Origin of the sequence: Clostridium sp. MCC344 (assembly GCF_018785365.1) — a bacterium.
In the GTDB taxonomy this organism is placed as follows: Bacteria; Bacillota; Clostridia; order Lachnospirales; family Lachnospiraceae; genus Pilosibacter.
In genome coordinates, this window is sequence record NZ_WQPQ01000006.1 from 162916 (window position 1) to 186357 (window position 23442).

The 23442-nt window shown below is 41.8% G+C and carries 28 protein-coding genes and 1 pseudogene; 2 read left to right on the top strand and 27 right to left on the bottom strand.

Features of this window, described 5'->3' with window-relative positions; all coding sequences use genetic code 11:
• Positions 1 to 2: 2 nt before the first annotated feature.
• From GPK90_RS01360 to GPK90_RS01370, 3 genes are read right to left on the bottom strand one after another with little or no spacing between them, the layout of a single operon-like run.
• Positions 3 to 1043 carry an ABC transporter ATP-binding protein gene (locus tag GPK90_RS01360; protein ID WP_021904004.1) on the bottom strand — a complete coding sequence of 347 codons (1041 nt, stop codon included), beginning with the start codon at positions 1041 to 1043 and terminating at the stop codon, positions 3 to 5.
• 13 nt (positions 1044 to 1056) lie between these two features.
• Positions 1057 to 1839 (bottom strand): ABC transporter permease, encoded by a 783-nt coding sequence (locus tag GPK90_RS01365; protein ID WP_021904003.1) that lies wholly within the window; start codon positions 1837 to 1839, stop codon positions 1057 to 1059.
• On the bottom strand, positions 1832 to 2665 hold the full coding sequence (locus GPK90_RS01370; RefSeq protein WP_118531193.1) for an ABC transporter permease: 834 nt from the start codon (positions 2663 to 2665) through the stop codon (positions 1832 to 1834). Before GPK90_RS01370 ends, GPK90_RS01365 begins: the two co-directional genes overlap by 8 nt.
• 174 nt (positions 2666 to 2839) lie before the next feature.
• On the opposite strand from GPK90_RS01370, the gene GPK90_RS01375 reads away from it, so the two are divergent.
• Positions 2840 to 3763 carry a LysR family transcriptional regulator gene (locus GPK90_RS01375; protein ID WP_118531191.1) on the top strand — a complete coding sequence of 308 codons (924 nt, stop codon included), beginning with the start codon at positions 2840 to 2842 and terminating at the stop codon, positions 3761 to 3763.
• A 79-nt stretch (positions 3764 to 3842) separates the two neighbouring features.
• On the opposite strand, the gene GPK90_RS19335 is transcribed toward GPK90_RS01375, so the two are convergent.
• The 18 genes and pseudogenes from GPK90_RS19335 to GPK90_RS01445 form a co-directional block, all read right to left on the bottom strand.
• On the bottom strand, positions 3843 to 3974 hold the full coding sequence (locus GPK90_RS19335; protein ID WP_275950552.1) for a hypothetical protein: 132 nt from the start codon (positions 3972 to 3974) through the stop codon (positions 3843 to 3845).
• Positions 3955 to 4134 carry a hypothetical protein gene (locus GPK90_RS01380; protein WP_215701968.1) on the bottom strand — a complete coding sequence of 60 codons (180 nt, stop codon included), beginning with the start codon at positions 4132 to 4134 and terminating at the stop codon, positions 3955 to 3957. The genes GPK90_RS19335 and GPK90_RS01380 overlap by 20 nt, the downstream gene beginning before the upstream one ends.
• Before the next feature lie 69 nt (positions 4135 to 4203).
• On the bottom strand, positions 4204 to 4794 hold the full coding sequence (locus tag GPK90_RS01385; protein WP_215701969.1) for a nitroreductase family protein: 591 nt from the start codon (positions 4792 to 4794) through the stop codon (positions 4204 to 4206).
• Between the two features lie 96 nt (positions 4795 to 4890).
• Positions 4891 to 5001, bottom strand: a pseudogene (locus GPK90_RS19480) (FUSC family protein); the annotation flags it as partial.
• Positions 5002 to 5146: 145 nt separating this feature from the next.
• Positions 5147 to 5899, bottom strand: a complete 753-nt coding sequence (gene yaaA, locus GPK90_RS01390; protein ID WP_118736265.1) for a peroxide stress protein YaaA — start codon at positions 5897 to 5899, stop codon at positions 5147 to 5149.
• Positions 5899 to 6354: a thioredoxin-dependent thiol peroxidase gene (gene bcp, locus GPK90_RS01395; protein WP_118531187.1), complete on the bottom strand. Its 456-nt coding sequence runs from the start codon at positions 6352 to 6354 to the stop codon at positions 5899 to 5901. The genes yaaA and bcp overlap by 1 nt, the downstream gene beginning before the upstream one ends.
• Positions 6348 to 6506: a DUF6219 family protein gene (locus GPK90_RS19700; protein WP_483879993.1), complete on the bottom strand. Its 159-nt coding sequence runs from the start codon at positions 6504 to 6506 to the stop codon at positions 6348 to 6350. The genes bcp and GPK90_RS19700 overlap by 7 nt, the downstream gene beginning before the upstream one ends.
• Positions 6507 to 6629: 123 nt before the next feature.
• Complete coding sequence (locus tag GPK90_RS01400) at positions 6630 to 7403, bottom strand: DUF134 domain-containing protein (protein WP_215701970.1); 774 nt, start codon at positions 7401 to 7403, stop codon at positions 6630 to 6632.
• A 217-nt stretch (positions 7404 to 7620) separates the two neighbouring features.
• On the bottom strand, positions 7621 to 9423 hold the full coding sequence (locus tag GPK90_RS01405) for an ABC transporter ATP-binding protein (RefSeq protein ID WP_215701971.1): 1803 nt from the start codon (positions 9421 to 9423) through the stop codon (positions 7621 to 7623).
• The gene (locus GPK90_RS01410; protein WP_142410742.1) at positions 9420 to 11213 is read right to left on the bottom strand and encodes an ABC transporter ATP-binding protein; all 1794 of its coding nucleotides are present in this window, start codon (positions 11211 to 11213) and stop codon (positions 9420 to 9422) included. The genes GPK90_RS01405 and GPK90_RS01410 overlap by 4 nt, the downstream gene beginning before the upstream one ends.
• A gap of 200 nt (positions 11214 to 11413) precedes the next feature.
• A complete protein-coding gene (locus GPK90_RS01415) occupies positions 11414 to 11602 on the bottom strand; it encodes a hypothetical protein (protein WP_346011190.1) in 189 nt (62 codons plus the stop codon).
• 91 nt (positions 11603 to 11693) lie between these two features.
• The gene (locus GPK90_RS01420) at positions 11694 to 12104 is read right to left on the bottom strand and encodes a hypothetical protein (RefSeq protein ID WP_215701972.1); all 411 of its coding nucleotides are present in this window, start codon (positions 12102 to 12104) and stop codon (positions 11694 to 11696) included.
• A gap of 80 nt (positions 12105 to 12184) precedes the next feature.
• Positions 12185 to 12304: a DUF6440 family protein gene (locus tag GPK90_RS18920; RefSeq protein WP_346011194.1), complete on the bottom strand. Its 120-nt coding sequence runs from the start codon at positions 12302 to 12304 to the stop codon at positions 12185 to 12187.
• A complete protein-coding gene (locus GPK90_RS01425; protein WP_173828705.1) occupies positions 12301 to 12468 on the bottom strand; it encodes a hypothetical protein in 168 nt (55 codons plus the stop codon). The genes GPK90_RS18920 and GPK90_RS01425 overlap by 4 nt, the downstream gene beginning before the upstream one ends.
• A gap of 53 nt (positions 12469 to 12521) precedes the next feature.
• Positions 12522 to 13112: a hypothetical protein gene (locus tag GPK90_RS01430; RefSeq protein WP_044907645.1), complete on the bottom strand. Its 591-nt coding sequence runs from the start codon at positions 13110 to 13112 to the stop codon at positions 12522 to 12524.
• Between the two features lie 308 nt (positions 13113 to 13420).
• Positions 13421 to 13738, bottom strand: a complete 318-nt coding sequence (locus GPK90_RS01435) for a hypothetical protein (RefSeq protein WP_081023733.1) — start codon at positions 13736 to 13738, stop codon at positions 13421 to 13423.
• A 136-nt stretch (positions 13739 to 13874) separates the two neighbouring features.
• Positions 13875 to 14093, bottom strand: coding sequence for a hypothetical protein (locus GPK90_RS01440; protein ID WP_118533591.1), 219 nt, complete (start codon positions 14091 to 14093; stop codon positions 13875 to 13877).
• 376 nt (positions 14094 to 14469) lie between these two features.
• Positions 14470 to 15183 carry a DUF4368 domain-containing protein gene (locus GPK90_RS01445; protein WP_346011191.1) on the bottom strand — a complete coding sequence of 238 codons (714 nt, stop codon included), beginning with the start codon at positions 15181 to 15183 and terminating at the stop codon, positions 14470 to 14472.
• 226 nt (positions 15184 to 15409) lie between these two features.
• Between GPK90_RS01445 and rd the strand changes: the two genes are divergently transcribed.
• On the top strand, positions 15410 to 15574 hold the full coding sequence (gene rd, locus GPK90_RS01450) for a rubredoxin (RefSeq protein WP_005608410.1): 165 nt from the start codon (positions 15410 to 15412) through the stop codon (positions 15572 to 15574).
• Positions 15575 to 16096: 522 nt separating this feature from the next.
• Here rd and GPK90_RS01455 read toward each other — a convergent pair.
• From GPK90_RS01455 to bsh, 6 genes are all read right to left on the bottom strand, one after another.
• On the bottom strand, positions 16097 to 17161 hold the full coding sequence (locus tag GPK90_RS01455; RefSeq protein WP_117471136.1) for an FUSC family protein: 1065 nt from the start codon (positions 17159 to 17161) through the stop codon (positions 16097 to 16099).
• 31 nt (positions 17162 to 17192) lie between these two features.
• Positions 17193 to 18236 carry a HAMP domain-containing sensor histidine kinase gene (locus GPK90_RS01460; RefSeq protein WP_118533583.1) on the bottom strand — a complete coding sequence of 348 codons (1044 nt, stop codon included), beginning with the start codon at positions 18234 to 18236 and terminating at the stop codon, positions 17193 to 17195.
• On the bottom strand, positions 18236 to 18907 hold the full coding sequence (locus tag GPK90_RS01465; RefSeq protein ID WP_117504378.1) for a response regulator transcription factor: 672 nt from the start codon (positions 18905 to 18907) through the stop codon (positions 18236 to 18238). The genes GPK90_RS01460 and GPK90_RS01465 overlap by 1 nt, the downstream gene beginning before the upstream one ends.
• A gap of 18 nt (positions 18908 to 18925) precedes the next feature.
• Entirely contained in the window at positions 18926 to 20359 is a 1434-nt protein-coding gene (locus GPK90_RS01470) for a phospholipase D family protein (RefSeq protein WP_117515923.1), read from the bottom strand.
• A gap of 172 nt (positions 20360 to 20531) precedes the next feature.
• On the bottom strand, positions 20532 to 22091 hold the full coding sequence (cls, locus tag GPK90_RS01475) for a cardiolipin synthase (RefSeq protein ID WP_215701974.1): 1560 nt from the start codon (positions 22089 to 22091) through the stop codon (positions 20532 to 20534).
• 45 nt (positions 22092 to 22136) lie between these two features.
• Entirely contained in the window at positions 22137 to 23114 is a 978-nt protein-coding gene (gene bsh, locus GPK90_RS01480; RefSeq protein ID WP_215701975.1) for a choloylglycine hydrolase, read from the bottom strand.
• Positions 23115 to 23442: the final 328 nt, after the last annotated feature.

A 23442-nucleotide genomic window follows, 5' to 3' on the forward strand; every position in this document is an offset into this window, starting at 1 on the left:
TTTTATCTTCTCACGAGGATCAGTTTATCCTTCGGCAGATACAGCCGGATCTCCTCGCCCTCTTTATAAACATGGTCAGTTCCCATATTTACCTTCAGGACACCGGCGGAAGTCTCAACCTCGTACTGGTAGCTCTTCCCAAGGAATGTGCGGACACCGATCTTACCGCTTAAGACATTCTCTGTCTGAACATCATCTGCCAGACAGATATCGTCCGGGCGGATCGTTCCCGCGAATTTCTCGCAATCGAGATCCATGGAAGTTAAGAACTCGCTTCCATCCGGTGCTGTGTAGACGCCGTCCTGCTTTTTCGCAAGCTCAAGGAAGTTCTCGAAACCGATGAATCTCGCGACGAACTCTGTCGCCGGTCTCCTGTAAATGTTCTCCGGTGTGTCAAACTGCTCGATGACACCGCCGTTCATAACGGCCACCTTGTCGGAGATGGAGAAGCATTCTTCCTGATCATGTGTAACGAACAATGTGGTGATTCCAAGGCGCTTCTGGAGTCTCTTGATCTCCACACGCATGGAAAGTCTTAATTTCGCATCAAGGTTGGATAACGGCTCATCCAAGAGCAGTAACTTTGGCTCGATGACAAGTGCTCTCGCGAGGGCAACTCTCTGGCGCTGTCCGCCGGACATCTGCTTCGGGAAACGATCGGCAAGCTCTGTCAGACCGCAGACCTCAAGGATCTCCCTGACCTTCTTGTCGATCACATCCTTGTCCATCTTTCTTGTTCTGAGTCCGAACGCTACATTGTCATAAACGCTTAAGTGCGGGAACAGGGCGTAGCTCTGGAATACCAGACCGAACTGACGCTTGTGGACCGGGACCTTTGTCATGTCCTCACCATCTAATGTGAAGGTTCCGCCCTGCGGGTCGATAAAGCCTGCAACGACGCGGAGTGTCGTGGACTTACCGCATCCGCTGGGTCCTAAGAGGGATACGAGCTCGCCCTCCTCGACTTCCAGATTCAGCCCCTTTAAGATCTGTTTCTTTTTATCGTAACTTACGTCGATTCCATTTAAACTCATAAAAGCCATGGTCATATTCTCCTTATTTCGCCAGGGCTGCAATACCCAGTGTGCGGTCTACGATCACCATGATGACTACGGTAGCTGCCATTAAAAGTACGGAAACCGCCGATACGGTCGGATCATAGTTGTATTCAATATAGTTCATCAGTGTTGACGGGAATGTGGAAACTCCCGGTCCGGATAAGAACATGGACACCGGAATGTTGTTGAAGGAATTGATGAACGCCAGCATGAATGCTGAGGAAATTCCGGAGGTCACATTTGGAAGAACGACCTTGAAGAACGCCGCTCCCTTCGGGCATCCGAGGCTCCACGCCGCCTCCTCGATCGAAAAGTCGAACTGCTCCATCGAAGAACCGACTACGCGGATCACATACGGAAGTGTCACCATAAAGTGTCCTGCGAGAAGTCCCGCGAACACCGGGATCCTAAGTGTCAAGATCAGGCACTGGTACATAATAAAGCCGATTACAATTCCCGGAACGATGGTCGGGGAAAGGAAGATGGACTTTAATAACTGCTTTCCTTTTAAACCGGATCTCGCCAGCGCATAAGCCGCCGGGATTCCGACCAGAAGAGAGATGCATGTCGCGAGGAGCGCGACCTCAAGGCTGGTCAGGAATGATCTGCGGAAAGACTTTAACGCGAACACGTTCGCGAACCATTTCGTCGAGAAGGACTCGATCGGGAATGTGATGGCGCTTCCGCCGCCGAATGCTGTTACGGTGATGATCAGTAACGGGATCATCAAAAATGCAAATACGATCGCTGCCCATATGGTCAGCACTTTATTTTTACGCATAATCTTCACCTCTGCGGTCCAGCCGTGCGGCCAGAGCGTTAAATCCTTTGATCACAACCAGGGTTACAACGATCATGATGAGGGCGATCACGGACGCGCCGGTCCAGTCACTGACGGACATCGCTCTCTGGTAGATCAGGGTCGCCATGACCATGTTGGAGTTGCCGCCTAATAACTGCGGCGTCGTGTAAGCGGTCAGGGTTCCGGTAAATACCAGAATACCGCCGACGATGATTCCCGGAAGACTCATCGGGAAGATGACCTTCATGAATGCTTCGCTTCTTGAAGCTCCGAGGCTCTGTGCCGCCTCCATCATGTCATCATCGATATTTTCCATAACACCGGCAACTGTCACGATCATTAACGGCAGGAACAGGTAAACAGAACCAATGATGATGGAAAAATCAGTGTAGAGAAGCTTCATCGGCTTCTCGATCAGTCCCATAGCGATCATTGCCTTGTTGATGATCCCGTTGCTGCCGAGAATATTGATCCATGCAAAGCTTCGGATAACGGAGTTCGTCATCATCGGGAAGATCGATGCAGAAAGGAGAAGTCCTCTCCACTTCTTATCACAGCGGCTGATGAAATACGCCGTCGGGATACCGCCCACCATACAGACAAAGGTGGTGATGACCGCGATCTTCACGGTTCTCAAAAAGATCTTTCTGTAATACTCGTCCTTAAAAAAGTCCACATATGCGCTGAACGGGTAATCTCCCGTAAACACGCTTGGAACCAGAACGCGAAGCAGCGGGATCATCAGGAACAGAAATAAGATCACCAGTCCCGGAACCAGCATGCACCATGCACTGCTCTTTTTCATTGGTTTGCCCCTTTCTTAACTGTGCGTAATAAATTTTAATTAGTGTTTCTTATAAATATTTGTTTTTTCATCAATTACACTTATATTTTACATTCATTATAAAAAGTGATATACTATACGTCAAATACATATTATCTATAATTTTTATGCAGTAAAGCTATGAGGAGGCCCCGTATGGAATTAAAAGAAGCCCGCTATATCCTGGCGATCGCCCGCCACCAGAGCATCGGCAAAGCCGCCGAATCCCTTTATATCTCCCAGCCGTCCCTGAGCAAGTACTTAAAGAACCTGGAAGAACGTCTCGGCGCTCCGCTGTTCAGCCGCCACGAAAACCGCTACTACCCGACCTACATGGGTGAACGCTACCTCCACTACGCCGAACAGATCGTTGCCTGCGGCGATGAGTGGATGCAGGAATACGACGATATCGCTCACCGCCAGCGCGGCCGTTTAAACATCGCCGTGCCGATCATGATGGGCAGCACGCTGATCGAACCGATGTTGGCGCCGTTTCATAAACGATACCCCTATGTGACCTTAAATATCATGGAAGCAGTAAATTTCATTGCGGAGAACAGTCTGGAGACCTCATCCATCGACCTGACCCTTTACAATATCCATGAATTTCCCGAGACCATGGATTACCAGATCCTGCGCTCTGAGGAGATCGTTCTGGTCCTGCATGAAAACCATCCTCTCGCCGCCAAAGCCATCACCCGCCCCGGCTTCCGCTACCCGTGGCTGGACCTTTCCCTATTAAGAGATGAAAACTTCATTCTCCTCTACCCGGACCAGAACACTGGCGGCATCGCCCTGGATCTCTTTCAAGAGTATAACATCAATCCACCGGTCTCTCTCCACACGAGAAACTCCTCTATGTCGATCCATCTGGCCATGGACGGCGTCGGCGCTGCCTTCGCCCCGGAGAGCTATTTCCACCATGAAAACCAGTACACTGGAAACCGCGCCCTCTGCTTCTCCGTCGGCCATAAACCGGCCCTCACAACTACCATCGCCGCCTATCGGAAAAACCGGTATCTGCCGCAGCATGCGAGGGATTTTCTGGAAATGATCCGGGAATATTGCCGTGAGAAATAAAACGTTCTCCCAGAAGCTTATATCTATCTGCAAAGTGCGCCGTCTGGCGCACCTCGTAAAAGAAGCCGGACACTCTCTTTCAGTATCCGGCTTCTTGCTGCGAATCTTCTGGCACCCGTTCCAGATCATCGATCACGGTTGTTGATATGTCCTTCGGCATTACATCCAGAACATTGGACAGGATCACTCCATCAAACGAGTTCTGTTCCACACCCAAAATCCAAAATTTTCGTTGTTTTTTCAGCAAATAACTTCAAAGCTTCATCGAACATGGGTTCCACCTTTAAATCCAGATTTCTCAGATCCACCGGTATACATTCCTCAAAAACCCGGTTCCACATTTCTATTTCCTGCTCATATGCTTTCTTCAAAGCTGATCATCTCCAATATGAATTTTATCTCTTCGTTGTTTGGCAGTTTAAAATTTCTCTAAGATTTCTTTATCTATACTCGACAACATCTCTTAATGCTTTTCGTGGCCTTTTCGGCGGAGCTTCATTTGCAGCTCCAACGGCAACAATTCCTGTCAGCTGGTTGTCTGTTCCGATAAATTCTATCAGCTCATTATAGGCAAAGCAGGTATTGGCAATCCATAATGTACCTAATCCATATCCGGTCGCTGTCAATATCATATTCTCAACAGCCGCACCGATCGACAGCGAATCGCAAATTTCTACGATCCGTTTTTCTCTCTCGATGCTTGCAAATGGTGTATATTGATTTGTATTAAGCACTGCTATAAGGCACGGCGCCTCCTGCATGATTCTGACTGTATTTTCAGCATCGGGGATTGCAAATGCCCATTCCGGCATAAGTTCATGTGTGATTTTTTCTGAATTTATACCATGGCGCATAACCTCAACCAGTTTATCTTTCTCTTCTCCCTGATATACGATAAATTTCCATGGCTGCCGGTTTTTGGCTGATGGCGCAAGAGTAGCACTATATATGATCTCTTCGATCAGCCTCCTGTCAATCTCATCGGATCTATATTTTCTTATACTTCTTCTGTTCTCAATTTCTCGTATCATAGTCTTCTCCGTAAATTTTGATTTCAATGTTTTTTCCAGTCAATACATTTCTGACCACCGGACATCGTGTACCACTTACTTTCTTTCCAATCCACCTCACTCTGCATCTGCGGTCACCCCGGTTTCCTTTTTGTTCGACGTAAACAAATAAAACATAGCACAAAATACAAATGCAAATACAACGCCGAAAACATTCTGAATCACTCTCTGCAATATTCTCTCATGTATTATACATTATATGAATCATTTTGTGTTTCTTTTCAGGTCGTCACCCGGTTTTCGGCATCAAAAAAACGCCATACTCATCACCATTCCGGCAATGAGCAGACGTTTTATATTTTGTCCGCAGATTCTACTTTATGATTTTTCGCTCAAAAACATACTCCGTCTCCGATGACAGATTTCCTCTGAAAGTATATCCAAGTCTATCAAACTTTTGTATATCTACAGGATTTTCAATATTATTCTCTGCCATGAATCTAACCATTTCACCGCGGGCCATCTTCGCATAGGTACCTTTTGTAACCAGCTTATCACCTGACAATTCACAGAATGTAATCGTGATGTAGTTATCTTTATCCGATAGATACCTTTCTATGCATTTTGAATATTCTTTGGATGCCAGATTTATGATAGTCCTGCTGTCATCAATTACTGAATGATATAACCGGTCCCCCCAGTAATCATATAGATTTGTTTTTTCTTCAATCTCAGCTTTTGCCTGCATTTCAAGACGATAAGGAGTCACACCATCCATCGGCTTTAAAATGCCATAAAACGCAGACAGGATTCTTAAATGATTTTGCAAATACTCAAACTGCTGGATTTCAAACACAGATGGTGCCATATATTGAAATGCAATCCCTTCATATGCTAAAACAGCCGGAGTAAGTCTACTGTAAAGATCCATTTTTTCCAATCTGTTAAAGTTCTGCTCTGCAATCTTGTCATTACATTTCCAGATAGTTTTCAGTTCCTCTTTTGATTTGCTTTTCATCCAGCTCAATACTTCTGCTGTCTTATCAATAAAGACAGGTAGTTCAACCGGTGCTATGTTATCAGTATCTACAATCATCTTTTTTGCAGGTGACAATATGATCTTCATTATACCAATTCCTTAAGCATATTTTCAGGATCATCTGCCGCCTTGACTTTATCATTGGCTTTGATGATAATCCCTTGTTCATCGATAAGATATGTCGTTCTTACCACACCCATGGAAACCTTTCCATAATTTTTCTTTTCTTTCCATACATCATATGCTTCGATCACCTTGCGCTCTGGATCTGCCAAAAGTGTAAATGCCAATCCATATTTTTCCTCAAATTTCTTATGTGAAGCTACGGAATCCTTACTTACCCCAAGAACAACTGCTCCTTTCTCGGTGAATTGAGGATAACGCTCGGAAAAACCACATGCCTGCTTTGTACAGCCTGCCGTGTTATCCTTTGGGTAAAAATATAAAATTACTTTTTTTCCTGCATAATCACTTAATTTATGCATTTTCCCATTCTGATCCGGCAGTTCAAAATCCGGTGCTTTGATTCCTGACTCTAACATTTACTATTCCTCCGCTTCTGTATTTTCCACCTGTTTTCTTGTTTTTTATTACCTGAAATCATTTTATGTCCCGTATACATAGACATAATCATACATATAAGAGAGCTGCATGCAAAATACTTAATCACTGTAGCGATTGATACAGCATTCACGGGCTTTAACTACCATATTGAAAATGTAATCTGCCATTTTATCAAATAATACAAAAGAATGTATCACGATAATTCTTCCATTACCTTGACGCATCCTTTCGTGCTAGCATAATTATATCCTTCCTAATGACAGCTGTGACTTCCACATCCATGCTCACCACATGTATGTTCTTCCCCATGGTTGTGCTCATGATGAGAACACTTCACATCCGGATTATAATCAAGTGTATCATTGATAAAAGCTTCTACCGCTTTATCCGCATCTCCTGAAACTCCTCCGAAAAGCTTAATGCCTGCTGCCGCTAACGCGGTCTGAGCACCTCCTCCGATTCCGCCGCAGATCAAAACATCTGCATTTAATGCATTAAGAACTCCTGCCAATGCACCATGTCCGCTTCCATTCGTATCTACTACTTCTGAATGTACCACTTTTCCTTCCTCTACATCGTAGATCTTAAATGTCTCTGTGTGTCCAAAGTGCTGAAAAATCTGTCCATTTTCATATGTTACTGCTATTCTCATGATATCTTCTCCTTTTTCTACTGCATATTTTTGATATATCTCCTGCTTATAACATCCTCCAAGGTTGCAGTTACTGCTCTGACCATCACAGATTCTAAAATCCCCACCTTCTATTCTGAGCGGATGTCCATCAATTAGAGCATCTGCTATTTTCTTCCTGGCAATCTCGTAAATTCGTTGAACTGTTGTTCTTGCGATCTGCATAGATTCTGCACACTGCTCCTGACTATAACCTTTCTTGTCCAAAAGACGAATTGTCTCGTATTCATCTACCGTCAGAACAATGGGTACTTTTTTCTCAGTATCATCTGCCGGAAAGAATTCTAAAACATTCGGGAAATGGCAGACTTTCCTGCATTTTACTGGTCTCGGCATAAACTGCTCCTTTTTCGCTTTTCTTATATATTAGTTCTATAAAAGGCATATGTCAATAACTCTTTTTGACATATGCCTTTTTCAAATCAGCTACTGTTCCTGCAGGGTATCTGAATCGTACTTTCAAAACCATCATCTTTACATATGAAATAAAGTTTTCAACTGACATGTCCAGTCAGTTGTCCCACTTTGGCAAAGAACGATCCGCAGCCCTCATCTAATACCACTTTCCCTGTTCACGATACAAAAACGCATACTTCCCACCAAACTTTATCAGTTCTTCATGCGTTCCCTGCTCGACGATCTTTCCCTTGTCAAACACAAGAATCCGATCGGCAAGTTGGGCCGAGCCAATTCGGTGGGTTACGATAAACGCCGTCTTCCCCTCCGCCATCCTTGCAAACATGCGGTACAAACGGGTTTCCTCCAGCGGGTCGATACTGGCCGTCGGCTCGTCCAGCACAATCATGTCATGCTCCTTATAGAGTCCCCTGGCAATGGCGATCCGTTGCCACTGGCCACCCGAAAGTTCGGCACCACCAAACTCCCGGCCGAGAAGCGTCCCGAATTTCTCCGGATACAGATCGGAGTTCCCGTACTCCACTCCAGCAAGAGACGCAGCCCGTTCCATCTCCTCCGCATCCCGACATTCTAGCTCCTTCAAACAAATATTGTCATCCAGTCGCATCCGGTATTTCTGGAAATTCTGGAAGACTGCAGACTGAGAGACAAAACTGTCCCGTTCCCGCAAAATCCACCCAGAGGAAGGCTCATACAGTCCCAGAACAAGCTTTACGAAGGTAGTTTTTCCAGCTCCGTTTTCACCAACGACCGCAACCGTCTCCCCCTTCCGAATCCGAACCGATATTCTATCGAGAGACGGTCGGTCGGCATTGGGATAGGCAAAAGAAACGTCTTCCACAATGACGGCACAGCTTTCCCTGCCGCTTTCACTTTCCTCTGCAATACAGCAGCCGTCAGAAGCTCCTCTGACCTGGCCATCGTCGGCCGCAAACCCATTCTGCCGGCAAAACTCAAGATAATTCCCTACTGACGCCATGTGTCGTGAAATATTTCCGGCGCTTCTCGCCACGATGTTCTCCATGAACCGGAAAATGGAATCAATGGAAGTGAACACCGCCGCAAACGCCCCAGCCGAGATGTTCCCGGAAAGCAACGACCGCACCAGAAGAAAGAGCACTCCGAGATATCCCAGAAGAGTCAAAACACGCATCAAAAGCTCTGTTCGATACAACCTGGAATCTGTCTCCCATAGCTTCTTATCATACTTTGCAAGCACCGCCCGAAATCGTTCCATGAAAAAGCCGACAGCTCCCAGCGTCCGAGTCTCCTTCCAATACCTCTTATCAATCATGCAGTCCGAATAATGCCGGTACTCCCTCTCGAGAGCTGCCGTCTCATCGGTCAGCCGCCGATACGCCTTTCTTTTTATCACCTGGGCACACACCATAGGACTAAAGATAAACAGCAACGAAAGAACCAGGATCGGATCCAGGCGGTACAAATACACCCCCATGAACGCCACATACGGCAGATTGAACATGGCAATCGAAATCACGGCTCTGAGAAGCTGCACGGTCCCGTTGATTCCTTGCCGGGCTTTCTCAATCGTTTCCAGAGTCGTCTCCTTCTCGAACTCATACAGCGGCAACTGCGCCGTCTGTGTGTGAAACTCTCTTGTCAGCGTGTTCACTGCCCTAGGATTGAAAATATGCTGCCCAATAAAATTGCCAGCTCCATTCAGTACCTGCACATAGACCGCGGCCGCTCCTACCCACAGAGCTCCAGAATAAGCGGCCTGGAGTGAGTTTCTCTCCACAGCGCTCTGTAATCCGTCAAAAAACACCTGTCTTGCCAGTGTTTCTAACGCCCACGCCGTACCGTGTAGAACATTCACGACAAGAAACAGCAGAAACACAACAGGCATGGCTCCGGCGATCTTTAGAAATAAGTGAACTACTGCGGAGACCCCGATAAAACATTCTTTTTGTCTCTTCATCCCTGATACCAGCTCCTTTGACTGTCGTACATCTCCCTGTACAACCTGTTTTCTCTGTACAGCGTCTCATGGCTTCCTGAACCGGAAACTCTCCCGTTCTCGATCACAAAGATAACGTCTGTCTGTCTCGCGCTTGCCAGCCGATGACTGATCGTAACAGAGGTATATTTCTGGTTAATGATACGGAATTTTTCGTACAGCGCACTCTCTGCAGCAGGATCCAACGCCGCCGTCGGTTCATCTAAAATCTTCACAGGGCGGTCGCTCACAAGACACCGGGCGATTGCCACCCGTTGCCACTGCCCGCCGGACAGGTCTTCCGAGTCCCTCACGATCTTCCCCAGTTTCGTCTCCATCCCATGCTTTAAGTCAGACACGATCTCGCCTAACTCCATCATATCGACAACATCTTGAAAACGAACCAGATTGATTTCGTCTCCGCACAGTTTTTCCACATCCCCGATGGCAATATTCTCATAGAGCGAAAGTCCATATCTGGCAAAATCCTGATAGACAATAGAGAAAAAACCTGCGATCCGTCCGGGGCCCCACTCCCGAATATCCGTTCCGTTAATCAGAATTTGTCCCTCATAATCATCATATAGCCCAGCGATCAGCTTCGTAATCGTAGTCTTCCCACACCCGTTTACGCCGACAAATGAATAGCTTTTCCCGGCTGAAATCTGAAACGAGAGATGGTCAAGCACCTTTCGCTTAGTCCCCGGATAGGCAAAAGTAACATCGCGAAACTCCAGCGAAGAGAACTCCGGCAATTCACAGCTCACGCTCTCCGCCTCCCTAAAATCCATTTTGGTAAAGGTTTCAACATCATGAAAAAACTCGTTATATTTCGCGATCTCGCTGACGCTGTGGAGCAGACTCCAGGACATGAGTTGGACCAGTGAGAATATATTCGAAACCAAAGCCATAAATATACCAATCGTAATCTCTCCTGCCACGACGCCAGGAAGCAGCGCAGTCATCACCACGATCGCGATCAACACCAAGGAGATGCTGCCAAGTTTCGCCTTCGCAAAAGATTTCAGATTCACCCTCGCGTTTACTCCGAGCCATTTCTTATAGGCACTCTCCCACTCACCATTGAAATATCCGGCCCAGCCAAACAAAGTCCTCTCTTCCGCCGCATCCCTTCCGGTCAAAAGCCTGGAAATATACTCATACCGCCGCTTTAGCCCCTGGGTCTCGCTGATTCCGGCATAACTGGCTCGCCCTCCGGCCAAAGACAGCATTACCAAAGGCACCGCACAGGCCGTCACAGCCAAAGCCGCTGCTGGCACATATCGAAACATCACCAGAAATAAACCCAGCGCTTTCCATACCAGCGCCAAAAACGCCAGCAACGCCTGAAACGCATTCAAGATACTCTCATCCGTATCAGTGGAAATCTTCGTGATCAGATCCCAACTCTCCGGATTCTCCACATATCGATATCGAAGATCAGCGACCTTCTCCACCATCTCCGTTCCGAACCTCTCTCGCACATCGATCCGTAGCCGCCCCACCAGAAGATCGAGAAGTTGGTTGGAAATCCAATCGAAGCTCACTAGTAGAGACACCGCAGTCAGCGCTCTCCCAACGTCGGCATACTCCCCGGACCGCAAAAGCCCTATCGCCGCATCAATGAAGGCCCCTGTCGCCAGTGTGAGCAGAGCTGGCGTAAGCCCTTGGAACAAATACAGTAACATCACTGCTACCGAGACACCAGCGCTGCATCGAACGCACAGTCCGACCGCACTCAAAATCGAATACCTCTTACCCCGTTTAATCATAATCACACCCCTTTATATTTTGATTACGAATAAATGTTCCAGAATCGTACACAATATTCATCAATCCATTTTTAGCAGATAACGGCAATAATTGATCCACCTTTTTGTCAAGAGCATACATTTTACAAAATGAATATATAATATCCCTTTTGCGTTCCTCTAAAAATAACTTATTGAGTTCCTCAATATCTTTGGATTTTTTAATCAGCTACTGTTCCTGCAGTGTATGTCCATCCCCATGGAACACGGAAGGTCCAGAATAGTTTGATGGCTTCACGCAAGGATGATGCTCCGGCACCAACTAAATATGTCTGAAATACCATATTCCCAATGGGAATAGCTATTCCATTTAACACCAAATTGCGTTTTCTCTTCTTTTCTTTATCCATTTATTTTTGCCGCCTTAAATCTCAATTTTTATATTAAATCCATTTATCTGCTTATTTTTCTTCACATATTTTATCAATATCTCAAAAGCACTTAATAATAAATTCGCACCCGTTTCTTTCCCGTGATCAGTGTGTCCGTAACAACTGTAAACTCATGGTACTCACCTTCCACGACATTATCATAAATACTTGATGACACTTCTACATTCATAGTTTCTTCACCACAATCCAGGTCAGAAGCATTGACTCTTACATAGTACATTGTTGTAGTTTTGCTCGCACCACTGTAATGTCTTTTCTTCCAATTGTACCCCCTGTCAACTTTTTTAGCCTTACCTTTCGTTATGACCAGCAGTTCTTTGTATTCTGTTACGGAATCCCGTACCAAAACCTTGCGATAAATAAAAGGCGACAGCAATGCCAACACCACCACCACTATAAGTGCCCACGAAGTGATTTCTGTTCTTTTTGTTCTCTTGGATTTATAAATATCTTTTCTCATTGATTTTCTCCTACTCACTTGAGTCTTTGTTATTCTCTTATCTCCGTCCAGCATTTGCAAATGCAGTGGCAAACTGGATTTTACTTTGTAACTATAACTTTTCCTTCAGAGTCCAGGAGAGGTGTAACACCAGCTCCATATCCGGACTTCCAACAAAGGTAATTAACTCCCACCTCCTTATCTATTGGAATTTGCCCTATTCTTCATGATTATCTATGGCGTAGACAATGCAAGCAATTCCGGCAATCATTGAAAACAGAATTGTGCCAGCCATTGGTTCATTCAAGAAAGCACCAATGAAGAAACCTACTATTCCGGCAATGACCATAATAATGACAGATGCTACGGTTCTAAACTTTTTCATAAACAATTTTCCTCCATAAATCCCGATTTCTCAGTTTCAAAAACTGGAAGTTGTTAGTCGCTATCTTGTTTGCGGTTAAATTCAAAAACGACAGGTTCAAATTCAACTAAATGCTTATCTTGGGTGTTAGTTCCTTTAGGGTTCTCTATGCCGGTAACTTCATAGTATTCATCACTGTATTGTATTTTACTACCATCAAAATCTTTTTGAATGGATTTGACATATTCAAACGGATTTTCTATTGGTAACAAACTTAATGCCCGCTGTAGCTGTTGTGCCGCTGTCCTCTGCTCATCGGTCAGTATTTTTTCTTCGTTTGCCATGTGTTCTTCAAATTTATTTTTATCCATCCAAACGATTTGCTCCAATGGGTTAGCAGTACCACAAGCCAAGATTAAACGGATAAAATCTTCAAAATTTGCCGCTAATGGATATACATTTTGGTCTACACAACTTTCTGGATTGCAGGCAAATACCATTTCTCCATATTCCGGCAAAAAGCAATACAGAATACATCCTTCAAATCCGATTGGCTTTGCGTTGACGGGATAGCAAAAATACGGGTCTGCAATATCTCCATATTCTAAACATAAAAGTCCCTTATCTATGGGAAGTGCCATATACTTTTCGTAAATCGTTTCCATTGATGTGCCTCCACAAAATTCCGATTTGTTTGTTCCATAAAATTCATTTTAGTCGCTTTCAAACTTGCTGGCGGCGAACGGTTTGTCAAAACCGTTTGCGGACGGCAAGTCCACAAGGGATAGACGCGCAAGCGTCGCAAGGGAGTGTAGCTCCCTTGACGGAACGAAGTGACGAAACATTCTCGGTCGTGCAGTTTTCTTCTGCTGACCGGGAATGAAGCTCCGCAGGACGCACTACTCTCGATAGAGAGTATAGAAGTGCGCCCTTTAGTTCCTAAAGGGATTTTATCAGTTCGACAAACTGGAAGTTATCTTTTTCTTAATGGCAATGCTATTAAATTTCCCAATAATGCAATAACAGCATATCCAACTACATAAACCCATGCACTTGAGTTATAAAATATAAATATGGATGGCGCAAACATTATTGCTACAATCAAAATATACCAGAAGTTAAAACCATTCCTAATCCCATAAAAAACAGAGGTTATTAAACATATTAGAGGAATAATTACTAACATAACAATCATTGCACTTCCTGTGTTTTTTATAAACCAAGGAACGATATAAAAATCTATCAGCAACAGTAGGTAGAAAACCATGTTCTTTTTTAATTTATCCATCATATCATCATCCTTTTAAATTCCGATTTGTTAAACTATCTATACAATACCATAGCTCTTTAGCTAATACAATAATTGCATCGCTCCCGCTTATTCTCATCAATTCTGCAACTAATGTATCTTGATCATATGCATATTGTCAGGCTGTCTGTTCTCTTTTCTTTGCATGATACGCTTCACGTCTCATAGCCAGTGTTTTTTCATATCTCTCTTTTGCAATAGGGTCTCCATTCAATGCATCTTCACGCATTTTTCTGTAGCTCTTCACTGTGGCTCTAACCTGATACTGTTTACGCTCTGCAAGCTGACTCTGTGCTTTCTGATCTCCGGCTTCTGCCCTGGCTTTCAAGGCTTCCATCTGCTCCTTTCTCCTTGCGGTATGCCGTCTGTTATATTCTGTATTTCTTTCTTCCAAATATTTCGCATATTCAGGGTCATTTTCTGCTCTCTGTTTACGCTTTTCTGCTAATTTCCTTGAACGCTCCCTTGCAATGGCTCTACGCTCCTCAAGCTCTCTGATGGCTTCCTGATTACCTTTTTCTGCCTGCTCCTTTCATTCTGCCAAAGCAATCTTTTTCTTCTTTGTAGCACGCTCCTGACGTTTCTTTTCCCTTTCCAATGCCAAGCGTTCTTTCTCTTCCATCTTCGCCCGATATTCAGGGTCAGACATTCTCAATTCTCGCATTTTTTCAGCTCTCTTACGGTTGTTCTGTCTGCCTTTTTCAAGGATTGCTTTATATTTCTGCCATAGCTTCAGAATCTCCAGCTTCTGCTTTTGCCTTGATCTCTGCACGCTTCTGATTTCTTTTCTGCGTAGATTTCTTAGAAGATTTTCTCTTTCTTTCAGCAATCTCTTCCGCTCTGCGTGCTTCCTCTGACTGCAAGGCTTCCACTTCATCCTCACTGAGTGGAAGAACAAAATTTCCAATGAAATTGAAATAAATATCCACTTGCTGAGTACGGTCTTTTGTTCTGCCACCCTCAGCTTCATGAATTACAACCTTTTCAATAAAATCATTAAGCATAGGTGTTGTCAGTTCCTCAAAATCTCGGTATTTCTTAACCAGTCGCACAAATTTATCAATCTGCACTGCCTTAGTGGATATACGTTCTGTAGCAGTTTCAAGTTCTGAAATTCTCTGCTCTAGGTTGCTTTGTTCGGTGTCATATTCCGTCATAAGGCGGTTAAACTGTCTCTCCGGCAATCGCCCCAGTGTGAAATTCTCATACAGACCTTTTATCAGATTATCCAAATCCATCATACGACGTTTTGCTTCTAACGATGGCTTCTTGATCTGCTTTACTGAATAATCCTGTAAAATTCTTGTAACCGCGTCTGTATCTTTTGCCTTAAAGAAAACCGTATAGACCGGAGGACTTTTCTCTCTGTCTCTGACAACTGCAAAATCCACTCCATATTTCTTTGCGAATGAGAAAGAGCAATGCACTGCCAGATTTTCAGAAATAGTGTAGAACCAGTCTTTTTCGTAACATTTTAGTCAGATATTACTGAATTTAAAATGCACAAAATAAAAATAATAATAATTACTATTATTGACAAAATAGAAGGTATCATGTATAATACAGACATACATAAAAAAGCAACAAAATACTGAAAAATTCAGTAGAAATCTATTAACAAAATGAATCAACAATGAAAAGGAGAAAATAACTATGAAAAAATATGAATGTGAACCATGTGGCTATATTTATGATCCGGCAGTAGGCGATCCAGACGGAGGTATCGCTCCAGGAACTGCATTTGAGGATATTCCAGATGACTGGGTATGCCCGATCTGTGGATTAGGAAAAGATGTTTTTGTTCCTGTAGAAGACTAAGCAGAAAATGCGAGACTATGAGAAAATCTCTGTAAATTAGATTCTTCTATGATAATGAAGGGTGAGAAGCTTACAAATCAGGCTTTTCACCCTTGTTTTATATATAACAGTTACTGCTATGCATGTCAAGAGCAGGCGGATGGCCGCCTGTCTTAGATTATGTTTTTACTTAATATTCAATCACTATATCAGAAAAGAATATAGGCTCTGCTTCCTTATAATTGTCTTTCAAAAATTCATATAACATAAACCTCATTCCTTTCTCCTAAATATTTATAACCTATATGGTTATTTTTGTTAATTATATTCTATATCCTGTTTTCACGATCTGGCAATGTAATTTTAGCACTATGGTTAGTATATCCAAAGCAGAATAAAACATAAAAAAAGATCTGTCACCCTTAGGATTCTTCCCAAAGCCAACAGATCTTACATTTTCCCTTACATCTTTATAATACTCTTTGCCAGACTCGTCAGCAAAGCTGCCATCTCCGGATTAACCTTTTTTCTTTCTAACCCACGTTATTTTGCAGCCACGGTTACCACTGTTTCCTTTTTTTTCGACATAAGCCAATAAAACATAGAACAAAATATTAATGCAAATACAACGCCAAAAACATTCTGAATCACTCTAAGACCAACTGCTCCTTTTAGTCCATAACTCTCTGTAGCAATGGCCAAAGCACCAAATGTGTTAAATACTGCCTGCCAGCCATATTTTGCAGAAAGTCCTACACCAATTCCGCCAAGGATTCCTATGTATGTATAGATGGATGACGGAAGCAGAAAATATAGTACTGTAAAACATATTACACCTGCAATATTTCCGACAATCCTTTTGCGGACTCTGTATTGCATGTCCTCCATAAATGGTAAGATTGCTGACATTGCCGCAATTCCAGCCCACATTGCCCGTGGCATATTGCAGAGTTCCGCAATGCAGAGTACTGCCGGTACGCATATGATCTGACATAACTGCCACTTTGTTCTGGAAGAAGATATATCAAATTCCTGTACCAAATCATTCAAATTTCTTTTATACGTTCTGTTTTTATGATTTCGATAAAATACGAAGCAGGTAAGTGCTGCACCTAATGCCATTCCGGTTAATCGCATCTGATAACTTTTTCCTGTTACATCATATCCATACAATAACAGATAACCAAGAACCAATGTGGATTGGTTAAACATGAATGGGTTATGACATCCGAACAGAATCAGCACTGCCAGTGCAGCAATGTTTAACAGCATTCCAAGTACCGGTGAAAGCTGGTTTGCTAAATGCGGACATACAGTCATAATTACAAAGAACAAAGCCAAAAGCATCGTAGATTGTCCGGTGTGGATCCCCAGATCCGCATTCCGAAATACCATAAGGCATAATAAAACTACTACACCCACAATACTATTCTCATTTCCAAATAAGATACTGAAAATAGTAACAAATAAAAAACAAAATGCCATTGTAACAGCTATCTTTACCAAATATACCAGTATATGATATGATTTTTCTTTCACTGTTTCACTCTTTTTCAACAGATTTTTAGAACCTGCCTGATTTAACTGCAATTCCTGATAAAATGTCATGTAATTCCTCCTCTATCTGTTTTTCTTAAACTTATATGGCCTCATCTTTCTGTATTGGAAGCTCTACAACAAATCTGCATCCACCATATTCCCGGTTTTCTGCCTTGATTGTCCCGCCAGCACTATCTACGATCCGTTTCACAAGTGCAAGGCCGAGACCATTTCCTTCTGCTTTATGAGAACCGTCTGCCTGATAAAATTTATCAAATATTCTGGTTTTCACATCATCCTCTATTCCCGGTCCTTCATCTTCCAGAATAAACATTACAGAATCCTTTTCCTGCTTCAGAAACATCATAATTGTCCCCTTTGCAGGACTGAACTTAATCGCATTATCTAAAAGATTCATCCATATATGCATAAAAAGTCCTTCATTCCCAGTATATTTAACTTCCTCCAGCTCTACCTGGAAACCAATTTCTTTTTCTGTCCATTTTGTCTCCAGGGAAAGAAATGCCTGACGGATCTGTTCATCCAAACGATATTCTGTTTTTTTCATTGGTATGTTCTGATTCTCTAACTTGGATAACAGCAAAATATTTCCAACCAATCCGGAAAGCCTTTGGGTATTAAACAGGATTTTTTCTACATATTCCTCTTGCTCCTGAGACAGTTCTTCTCCCTGAAGAAGCATTGTATACCCTTCAATGGCATTGATCGGGGTCTTAAACTCATGAGAAACATTGGAGACAAAATCCATCTGCAGTACTTCTGTTGCACGAAGCTCTTTTGTCATCACATTAAAACTCTGGTAAGATTCTCCAACTTCTGCGATACGGCTGTTCGTTTCCAAGTGCTGTTCAAAATCTCCCTGCGAAACTTCCTTCATTGCTTTACTGAGTCTGGTAATTGGTTCCAGCAACCTTGCATTGATAAAGGAAGTAATCAGCCCTGCAATCAATGTATTAAAAATCAAAAGCCAGCCAAGCACAGGTATGCTACCAGGCAGATTAAAAAAATGATTCAAAAAAGCAAATAATAACGCAGATATGACTGTTGAAAATACAAGTGCCAGCCAGATTGCACCAGTCAGACAGGATCGGATCCGCAATCCTTTTTCTTTCTTTTGTTCCATTATTTTTTCACCACCTTGTATCCAATTCCACGCATTGTTACGATTTCAAAATCAGGGTTATCTTTCAAACGCTCCCTGATTCTTCCTATATGTACCTCTATCGTATGTGGGTCTGCCTCCGTCTCGTATCCCCATACTTCATCCATCAACTGTTGTTTTGTAAATGTTCTGCCTGGCGAAGCTGCAAGCTTATATAAAAGCAGGAATTCTTTTTTAGGCAAAACAAGACTTTCCTTATCAGTTGTAACCGTCATTGCATCATAATCAAACTCTGTTGAACCGATCACAATTTTGTGTTCATTCAGTATCTGTGCACGGCGAAGCAGTGCTCCGACTCTTAAAACCATTTCATTCACATTTACCGGTTTTACCATATAATCGTCACTTCCCGAAAGAAATCCCTGGCGCATATCATCAAAGGAACCTTTCGCAGTGATCATAAGTACCGGTATCTGATATCCTGCTGAACGGAGTTCCGACACCAGTTCATAACCATCCATAACCGGCATCATAATATCGGAAATGATCAGATCAATATACTCTTTATCCAATATTTCTAATGCCAGTGCTCCATCTGATGCACTTTTGACCTGATATCCATTCTTCTCAAGCACTTTTTGGAATAGCTGGCTTAATTCTTTATCATCTTCTACAATTAATATTTGAAACACGATCTTCTTCCTCCTTTATCAGAACAGATATCTTGCCCATCCAAGCAGATGCTGTACCAAAAGTACGTTTCTCTGACGCTTCTTTGTCAATTCAATTGGCTCTACATGATACGGATCACGATAGGTTCCATCTTCCAATACCTGTCGGGACACTCTTTCATATTCCATCATGCCTTCTTCCAACTGTTTATTAATCTCTTTGCTACGTATTACAAGCATCAGTTCCGTATCCAGATACGTGCTTCTCATATCCATGTTAAAGGAACCGATTACGGATAGATCATCATCAATCAGGATGCTTTTTCCGTGGTAAGAATAGCCGCCTTCATACTCCCAGATATCAATTCCTGTATTTAAAATTCTGTTTCTGTTTCTCGCATAATCAGCAGAACCAAACGGATTTCCATTGTTGGCAACCGAATTGGTCATGATAGAAAAATCCGGAACTCTCTCCGCAATCTCTTTCCATGTATTATACATCATATCATTGCAGATAATATATGGTGTATGAATTTTCACGCGCTCTTTTGCATTTTTCATTAGTTCTCCCAGTTGATACCAGACTACTGGTTCCTTGGGACCTGTGTGGATAGGATTTGACACTAATGCAATCTTTTCTGTCTCAAAAGTTTCGTCCGTGTAATCGGTATCGCAGATTCTTTCCTTATTCTCTTCAAAATATTTCTGATAGCCGTTCTGCAGCTCTAAAACTGCGTTCTTTACAGATTTTCTATTTGCCAGTTTTTTATTGTCATGAAAATAACCACTGTCTTCTTGTTCCCATATCGTTTCAAAATACTCTAACAACTGGTTAACTGAATTTTCTTTCTCAGGTTCATCGCAAACCACTAACACATCTCTGTCATAGTTCTTATGTCCCAGAAAATCACCCAGGAAATAATTGTATGTATTTCTTCCACCAAGAATATATGTCTTACCATCTGCAATCAAATATTTATCATGCATTCTCCCCATCATCTTCCATGGTTTCAACGGATTGGCCTTATTATACAGTTTAATTTCAACATTCTCATGGGAAGATAATCCATAGAAATACGGATTGCCTTCCATATCAACCCAGCTCTCCATTCCATCTACTAACAGACGAACATGCACACCTCTGTCTGCCGCATCATGCAGTGCTCCTAAGATCAATTTTCCACTTTCATCTGATTGAAATGCAAAAGTAGAAAGAATAATGTCTTCTTTTGCATTTCGGATCAAACGCACTCTTTGTAAAAGTGCTTCTGGATTTTTTTCTATGATCACTGCTCGTTCCATATTCTCGCTGCGTTCGTTCCACGAATCATTTTGTGTTTCTTTTTTGATGGTATTAGACACTTCCGGCTGTTTTTTATATGCAATACAGATTCCAAATAATTCATAAAAAGCCACACATAAAAAAATTGACAGTATAACAAAAACAATTTTACATATCTTACGTTTTCCCATCGCACATCACCTGACTTTTTTTCACCCTATGTCTATACAATACAAAGTCAACCTCAATTTTACCTCAACAGAATTAATTTTATCCATGTAAATTTCCTGTACCGGCAATCAGACATAACAAAAACGACCTCTCAAAATCAACTATTTTTTGAAAGGTCGTTTCACTAAATTCTTATAACAATCCAGCAAATAATCTCATAAATAATTGTCCCAGTCGCAAATATGCACTGCGCCCAGTACAATATTGATCTGTTACATCACGACATTCTCCCATCGTTCTTATCAGATCATTTTTAATTTCCACAACTGCCTGACAATCTGCTATAAAACAGCCGTTTTCAAAATGATGATATAAGCTTCTATAATCCAGATTGATTGTTCCACAGGTTGCCATACAGTCATCCACTATACTCATTTTCGCATGGCAAAATCCTGGTGTCCATTCATAAACTCGCACTCCATGTTTAACCAATCCATGATAAAAAGAGCGAGTTATATTATAAATGAATTTTTTATCAGGAATTCCTGGTGTGATAATTCTTACGTCTACCCCTCGCTTAGCAGCCAGACATAACGCATGTGTCATTTCGTCTGTTATAATTAGATATGGTGTCATAAACCAACAGTAATTTTCGGCCTTATTTATCATACTGATATAAACTTCTTCTCCGACCTGCTCATTATCCATAGGACTGTCTGCATAAGGCTGAACAAAACCTGTTTGCTGTGCTTTATAATCGTAATGAATAATGTATTTACTAAAATCAGTATCATTCGTAGCTTTTTCACTAACAGCATTCCACATTTCTAAAAATGTCACTGTAAGTGACTGAACAGCATCTCCTTCTAAACGAATACCGGTATCTTTCCACTGCCCATACGGATGCGTATAATTAAAGTATTCATTTGCAAGATTATATCCACCTGTAAATCCAACTTTTCCATCAATTACTGTTATTTTTCTGTGATCACGATTGTTCAAAAATAGATTTAAGCCTGGCACAAATGGATTGAATACACGACAATGAATTCCTATACTCTCCATCTTTTTTACAAAATCTGTGTTAATAAAACCTATAGACCCCATATCATCATAGAATACCCTGACTTCCACACCGGCTTTTACTCTCTCTTCCAGAACATCTTGAATCTTATGCCAAGCTTCAGCATCTTCTATCGCATGATATTCCATGAAGATAAACTTTTGTGCTTTCGCAAGTTCTTCAAGCTGTGCCTCTAATCCCTTCACTGCTTCATCAAAATACTTGATATCCGTATTCTGATAGATTGGATACCGCGAATTTCTTTGTATGTAACTTGCAATATTTCCTGCTTTCGGAATCTTTTCTTTTATTCTGCTTAAACACTCCTGATTGTCTGGAAGCATTGGTAACAATTTGCTATCAATTTCTGCATATCGCTCACGCATTTTATGCGTGCCACCATTCAAGCCAATCAATAAATACAGGCCTACACCCATAATTGGGAAAATCAGAATTAAAATGACCCAAGGCATTTTCATAGAAGATGTCTTATCTGACGCATACAATCTCAAAACTAAGATTCCACTTAAAATTCTGGTAAATAAATTTATGATTTCTGCATATTCATTCAAGCGTGTTACGATAGTAATAATAAAAATCACTTCCAGAAGAATGCAGATTATGGAAAAGCACAATCGTTTTATTCCATTTTTTGTTTTTGCTTTTCCTTCTAAGGTATCTTGCTTCATATGTATTCCGCCTCTTCTTTCTACGTCAGCTCTATATTCAAAATACTATTTATTTTGATAATTGATTCGTTCCCCTTGAATTACTGGATAACAAATCAATTTATTACTCTCCAGATCCTCTGCATGCATATCTACCGCACTGATCTGATGATTTTCATAAGTATTATAATAATAGATACCTTTAATAACATTACAACAAGATGTATACAATGTGATTTCATATTTTCCATCAGTCACTTCGCAACATCCACGTTGCTGATCCACAGATCCAAGAATGTGAAAGAACTGACTAACACTTTCTTCCTCAGATTCACCTGAAATTGCATTTACCTTTGTAAAAGCCACACGCACAAAACGAGAAGAAGATGAAAGATCTCCCGGAATACCTAAACCTCCCATACCTCTACTATATGCATCAAGAGCCAAATTTCCTCCAAAAGTGTTTTTTGGTTGCTTTGGGGATAAATACATATAATTATTTAATTGAAACATCTGCTGTGGAAATGGCGGATTATTCGTAAGCACTCCTACAGGATTATCGTAAATATGTAGACCATCTGACATAGACTCTACAGTAATTGATTCATTTTCATCAGCGATAATCCAATGTAATTGTGCTAATGGCAATTGCTCGCTGAAAGGAGTATTAACAATATTAATTCGATTAAGAAGCTTACGAACTTCTGCTAAAGAAGCACACTGACTTAAAATCCATGGAATAAATTCAAACTGTGCAATATTTTCCACATCTGGTTGAACCTCGGAATAAACAGCATTTCCGACAAAATTCAGACCTGCCATTGCCACTCCTTTTTCATTCATCGCATCATAATATAAAGGATAATCCTCCGCAACATGAGCCATTCCAATAATTGCATAATGATTTTTCATATCGCCAACATGACGGAAATGGAATGAATAGTTACGTGGTGTAATTACTATCTGATCACCGTAAGAGAATTCATAATCGAGGGTTCGTCCAAAGTAAAAATCTTTTGTCCTATAGGTTGCTGCTGTACACATGATTGTTTATCCTCCTAAATAATATGAACTATATCAATAAGTTTTTTGTTGAACAATAGTATAGCACAATTCTATTGTTTTGTTTCAAATTCACATATAATTATACTTTCAAGGACTACATTATTTTCTGGGTATATTCCAGCATTTTTAATATAAAATTGACCTAACACTACATACAAAAGGTATTTACCTTAATTATAACTTTAAATATATCTTATGTACATTATTTTCCATTACAAAAAGTCCACCCCTAAAATGAAAATTTAAATTCCACTTCTCCAAAGGGCGGTGGAGTTTACTCTTGCACAGTTGATATTTACTCATGCAT

Excerpts from the sequence above, each read along its gene's own strand:
- cls (WP_215701974.1), bottom strand. The coding sequence starts at position 22,091 with ATGAAGCAAGATACCTTAGAAGGAAAAGCAAAAACAAAAAATGGAATA.
- yaaA (WP_118736265.1), bottom strand. The coding sequence starts at position 5,899 with ATGAAGATCATATTGTCACCTGCAAAAAAGATGATTGTAGATACTGAT.
- GPK90_RS01420 (WP_215701972.1), bottom strand. The coding sequence starts at position 12,104 with ATGAGAAAAGATATTTATAAATCCAAGAGAACAAAAAGAACAGAAATC.
- bcp (WP_118531187.1), bottom strand. The coding sequence starts at position 6,354 with ATGTTAGAGTCAGGAATCAAAGCACCGGATTTTGAACTGCCGGATCAG.
- GPK90_RS01360 (WP_021904004.1), bottom strand. The coding sequence starts at position 1,043 with ATGGCTTTTATGAGTTTAAATGGAATCGACGTAAGTTACGATAAAAAG.
- GPK90_RS01460 (WP_118533583.1), bottom strand. The coding sequence starts at position 18,236 with ATGGAACAAAAGAAAGAAAAAGGATTGCGGATCCGATCCTGTCTGACT.
- GPK90_RS01375 (WP_118531191.1), top strand. The coding sequence starts at position 2,840 with ATGGAATTAAAAGAAGCCCGCTATATCCTGGCGATCGCCCGCCACCAG.
- GPK90_RS01455 (WP_117471136.1), bottom strand. The coding sequence starts at position 17,161 with ATGACATTTTATCAGGAATTGCAGTTAAATCAGGCAGGTTCTAAAAAT.
- GPK90_RS01400 (WP_215701970.1), bottom strand. The coding sequence starts at position 7,403 with ATGCCGAGACCAGTAAAATGCAGGAAAGTCTGCCATTTCCCGAATGTT.
- GPK90_RS01405 (WP_215701971.1), bottom strand. The coding sequence starts at position 9,423 with ATGAAGAGACAAAAAGAATGTTTTATCGGGGTCTCCGCAGTAGTTCAC.
- GPK90_RS01370 (WP_118531193.1), bottom strand. The coding sequence starts at position 2,665 with ATGAAAAAGAGCAGTGCATGGTGCATGCTGGTTCCGGGACTGGTGATC.
- bsh (WP_215701975.1), bottom strand. The coding sequence starts at position 23,114 with ATGTGTACAGCAGCAACCTATAGGACAAAAGATTTTTACTTTGGACGA.
- GPK90_RS01440 (WP_118533591.1), bottom strand. The coding sequence starts at position 14,093 with ATGGAAGCCTTGAAAGCCAGGGCAGAAGCCGGAGATCAGAAAGCACAG.
- GPK90_RS01430 (WP_044907645.1), bottom strand. The coding sequence starts at position 13,112 with ATGGAAACGATTTACGAAAAGTATATGGCACTTCCCATAGATAAGGGA.
- GPK90_RS01415 (WP_346011190.1), bottom strand. The coding sequence starts at position 11,602 with ATGGATAAAGAAAAGAAGAGAAAACGCAATTTGGTGTTAAATGGAATA.
- GPK90_RS01410 (WP_142410742.1), bottom strand. The coding sequence starts at position 11,213 with ATGATTAAACGGGGTAAGAGGTATTCGATTTTGAGTGCGGTCGGACTG.
- GPK90_RS01470 (WP_117515923.1), bottom strand. The coding sequence starts at position 20,359 with ATGGGAAAACGTAAGATATGTAAAATTGTTTTTGTTATACTGTCAATT.
- rd (WP_005608410.1), top strand. The coding sequence starts at position 15,410 with ATGAAAAAATATGAATGTGAACCATGTGGCTATATTTATGATCCGGCA.
- GPK90_RS01365 (WP_021904003.1), bottom strand. The coding sequence starts at position 1,839 with ATGCGTAAAAATAAAGTGCTGACCATATGGGCAGCGATCGTATTTGCA.
- GPK90_RS01425 (WP_173828705.1), bottom strand. The coding sequence starts at position 12,468 with ATGAAAAAGTTTAGAACCGTAGCATCTGTCATTATTATGGTCATTGCC.
- GPK90_RS01435 (WP_081023733.1), bottom strand. The coding sequence starts at position 13,738 with ATGATGGATAAATTAAAAAAGAACATGGTTTTCTACCTACTGTTGCTG.
- GPK90_RS01385 (WP_215701969.1), bottom strand. The coding sequence starts at position 4,794 with ATGATACGAGAAATTGAGAACAGAAGAAGTATAAGAAAATATAGATCC.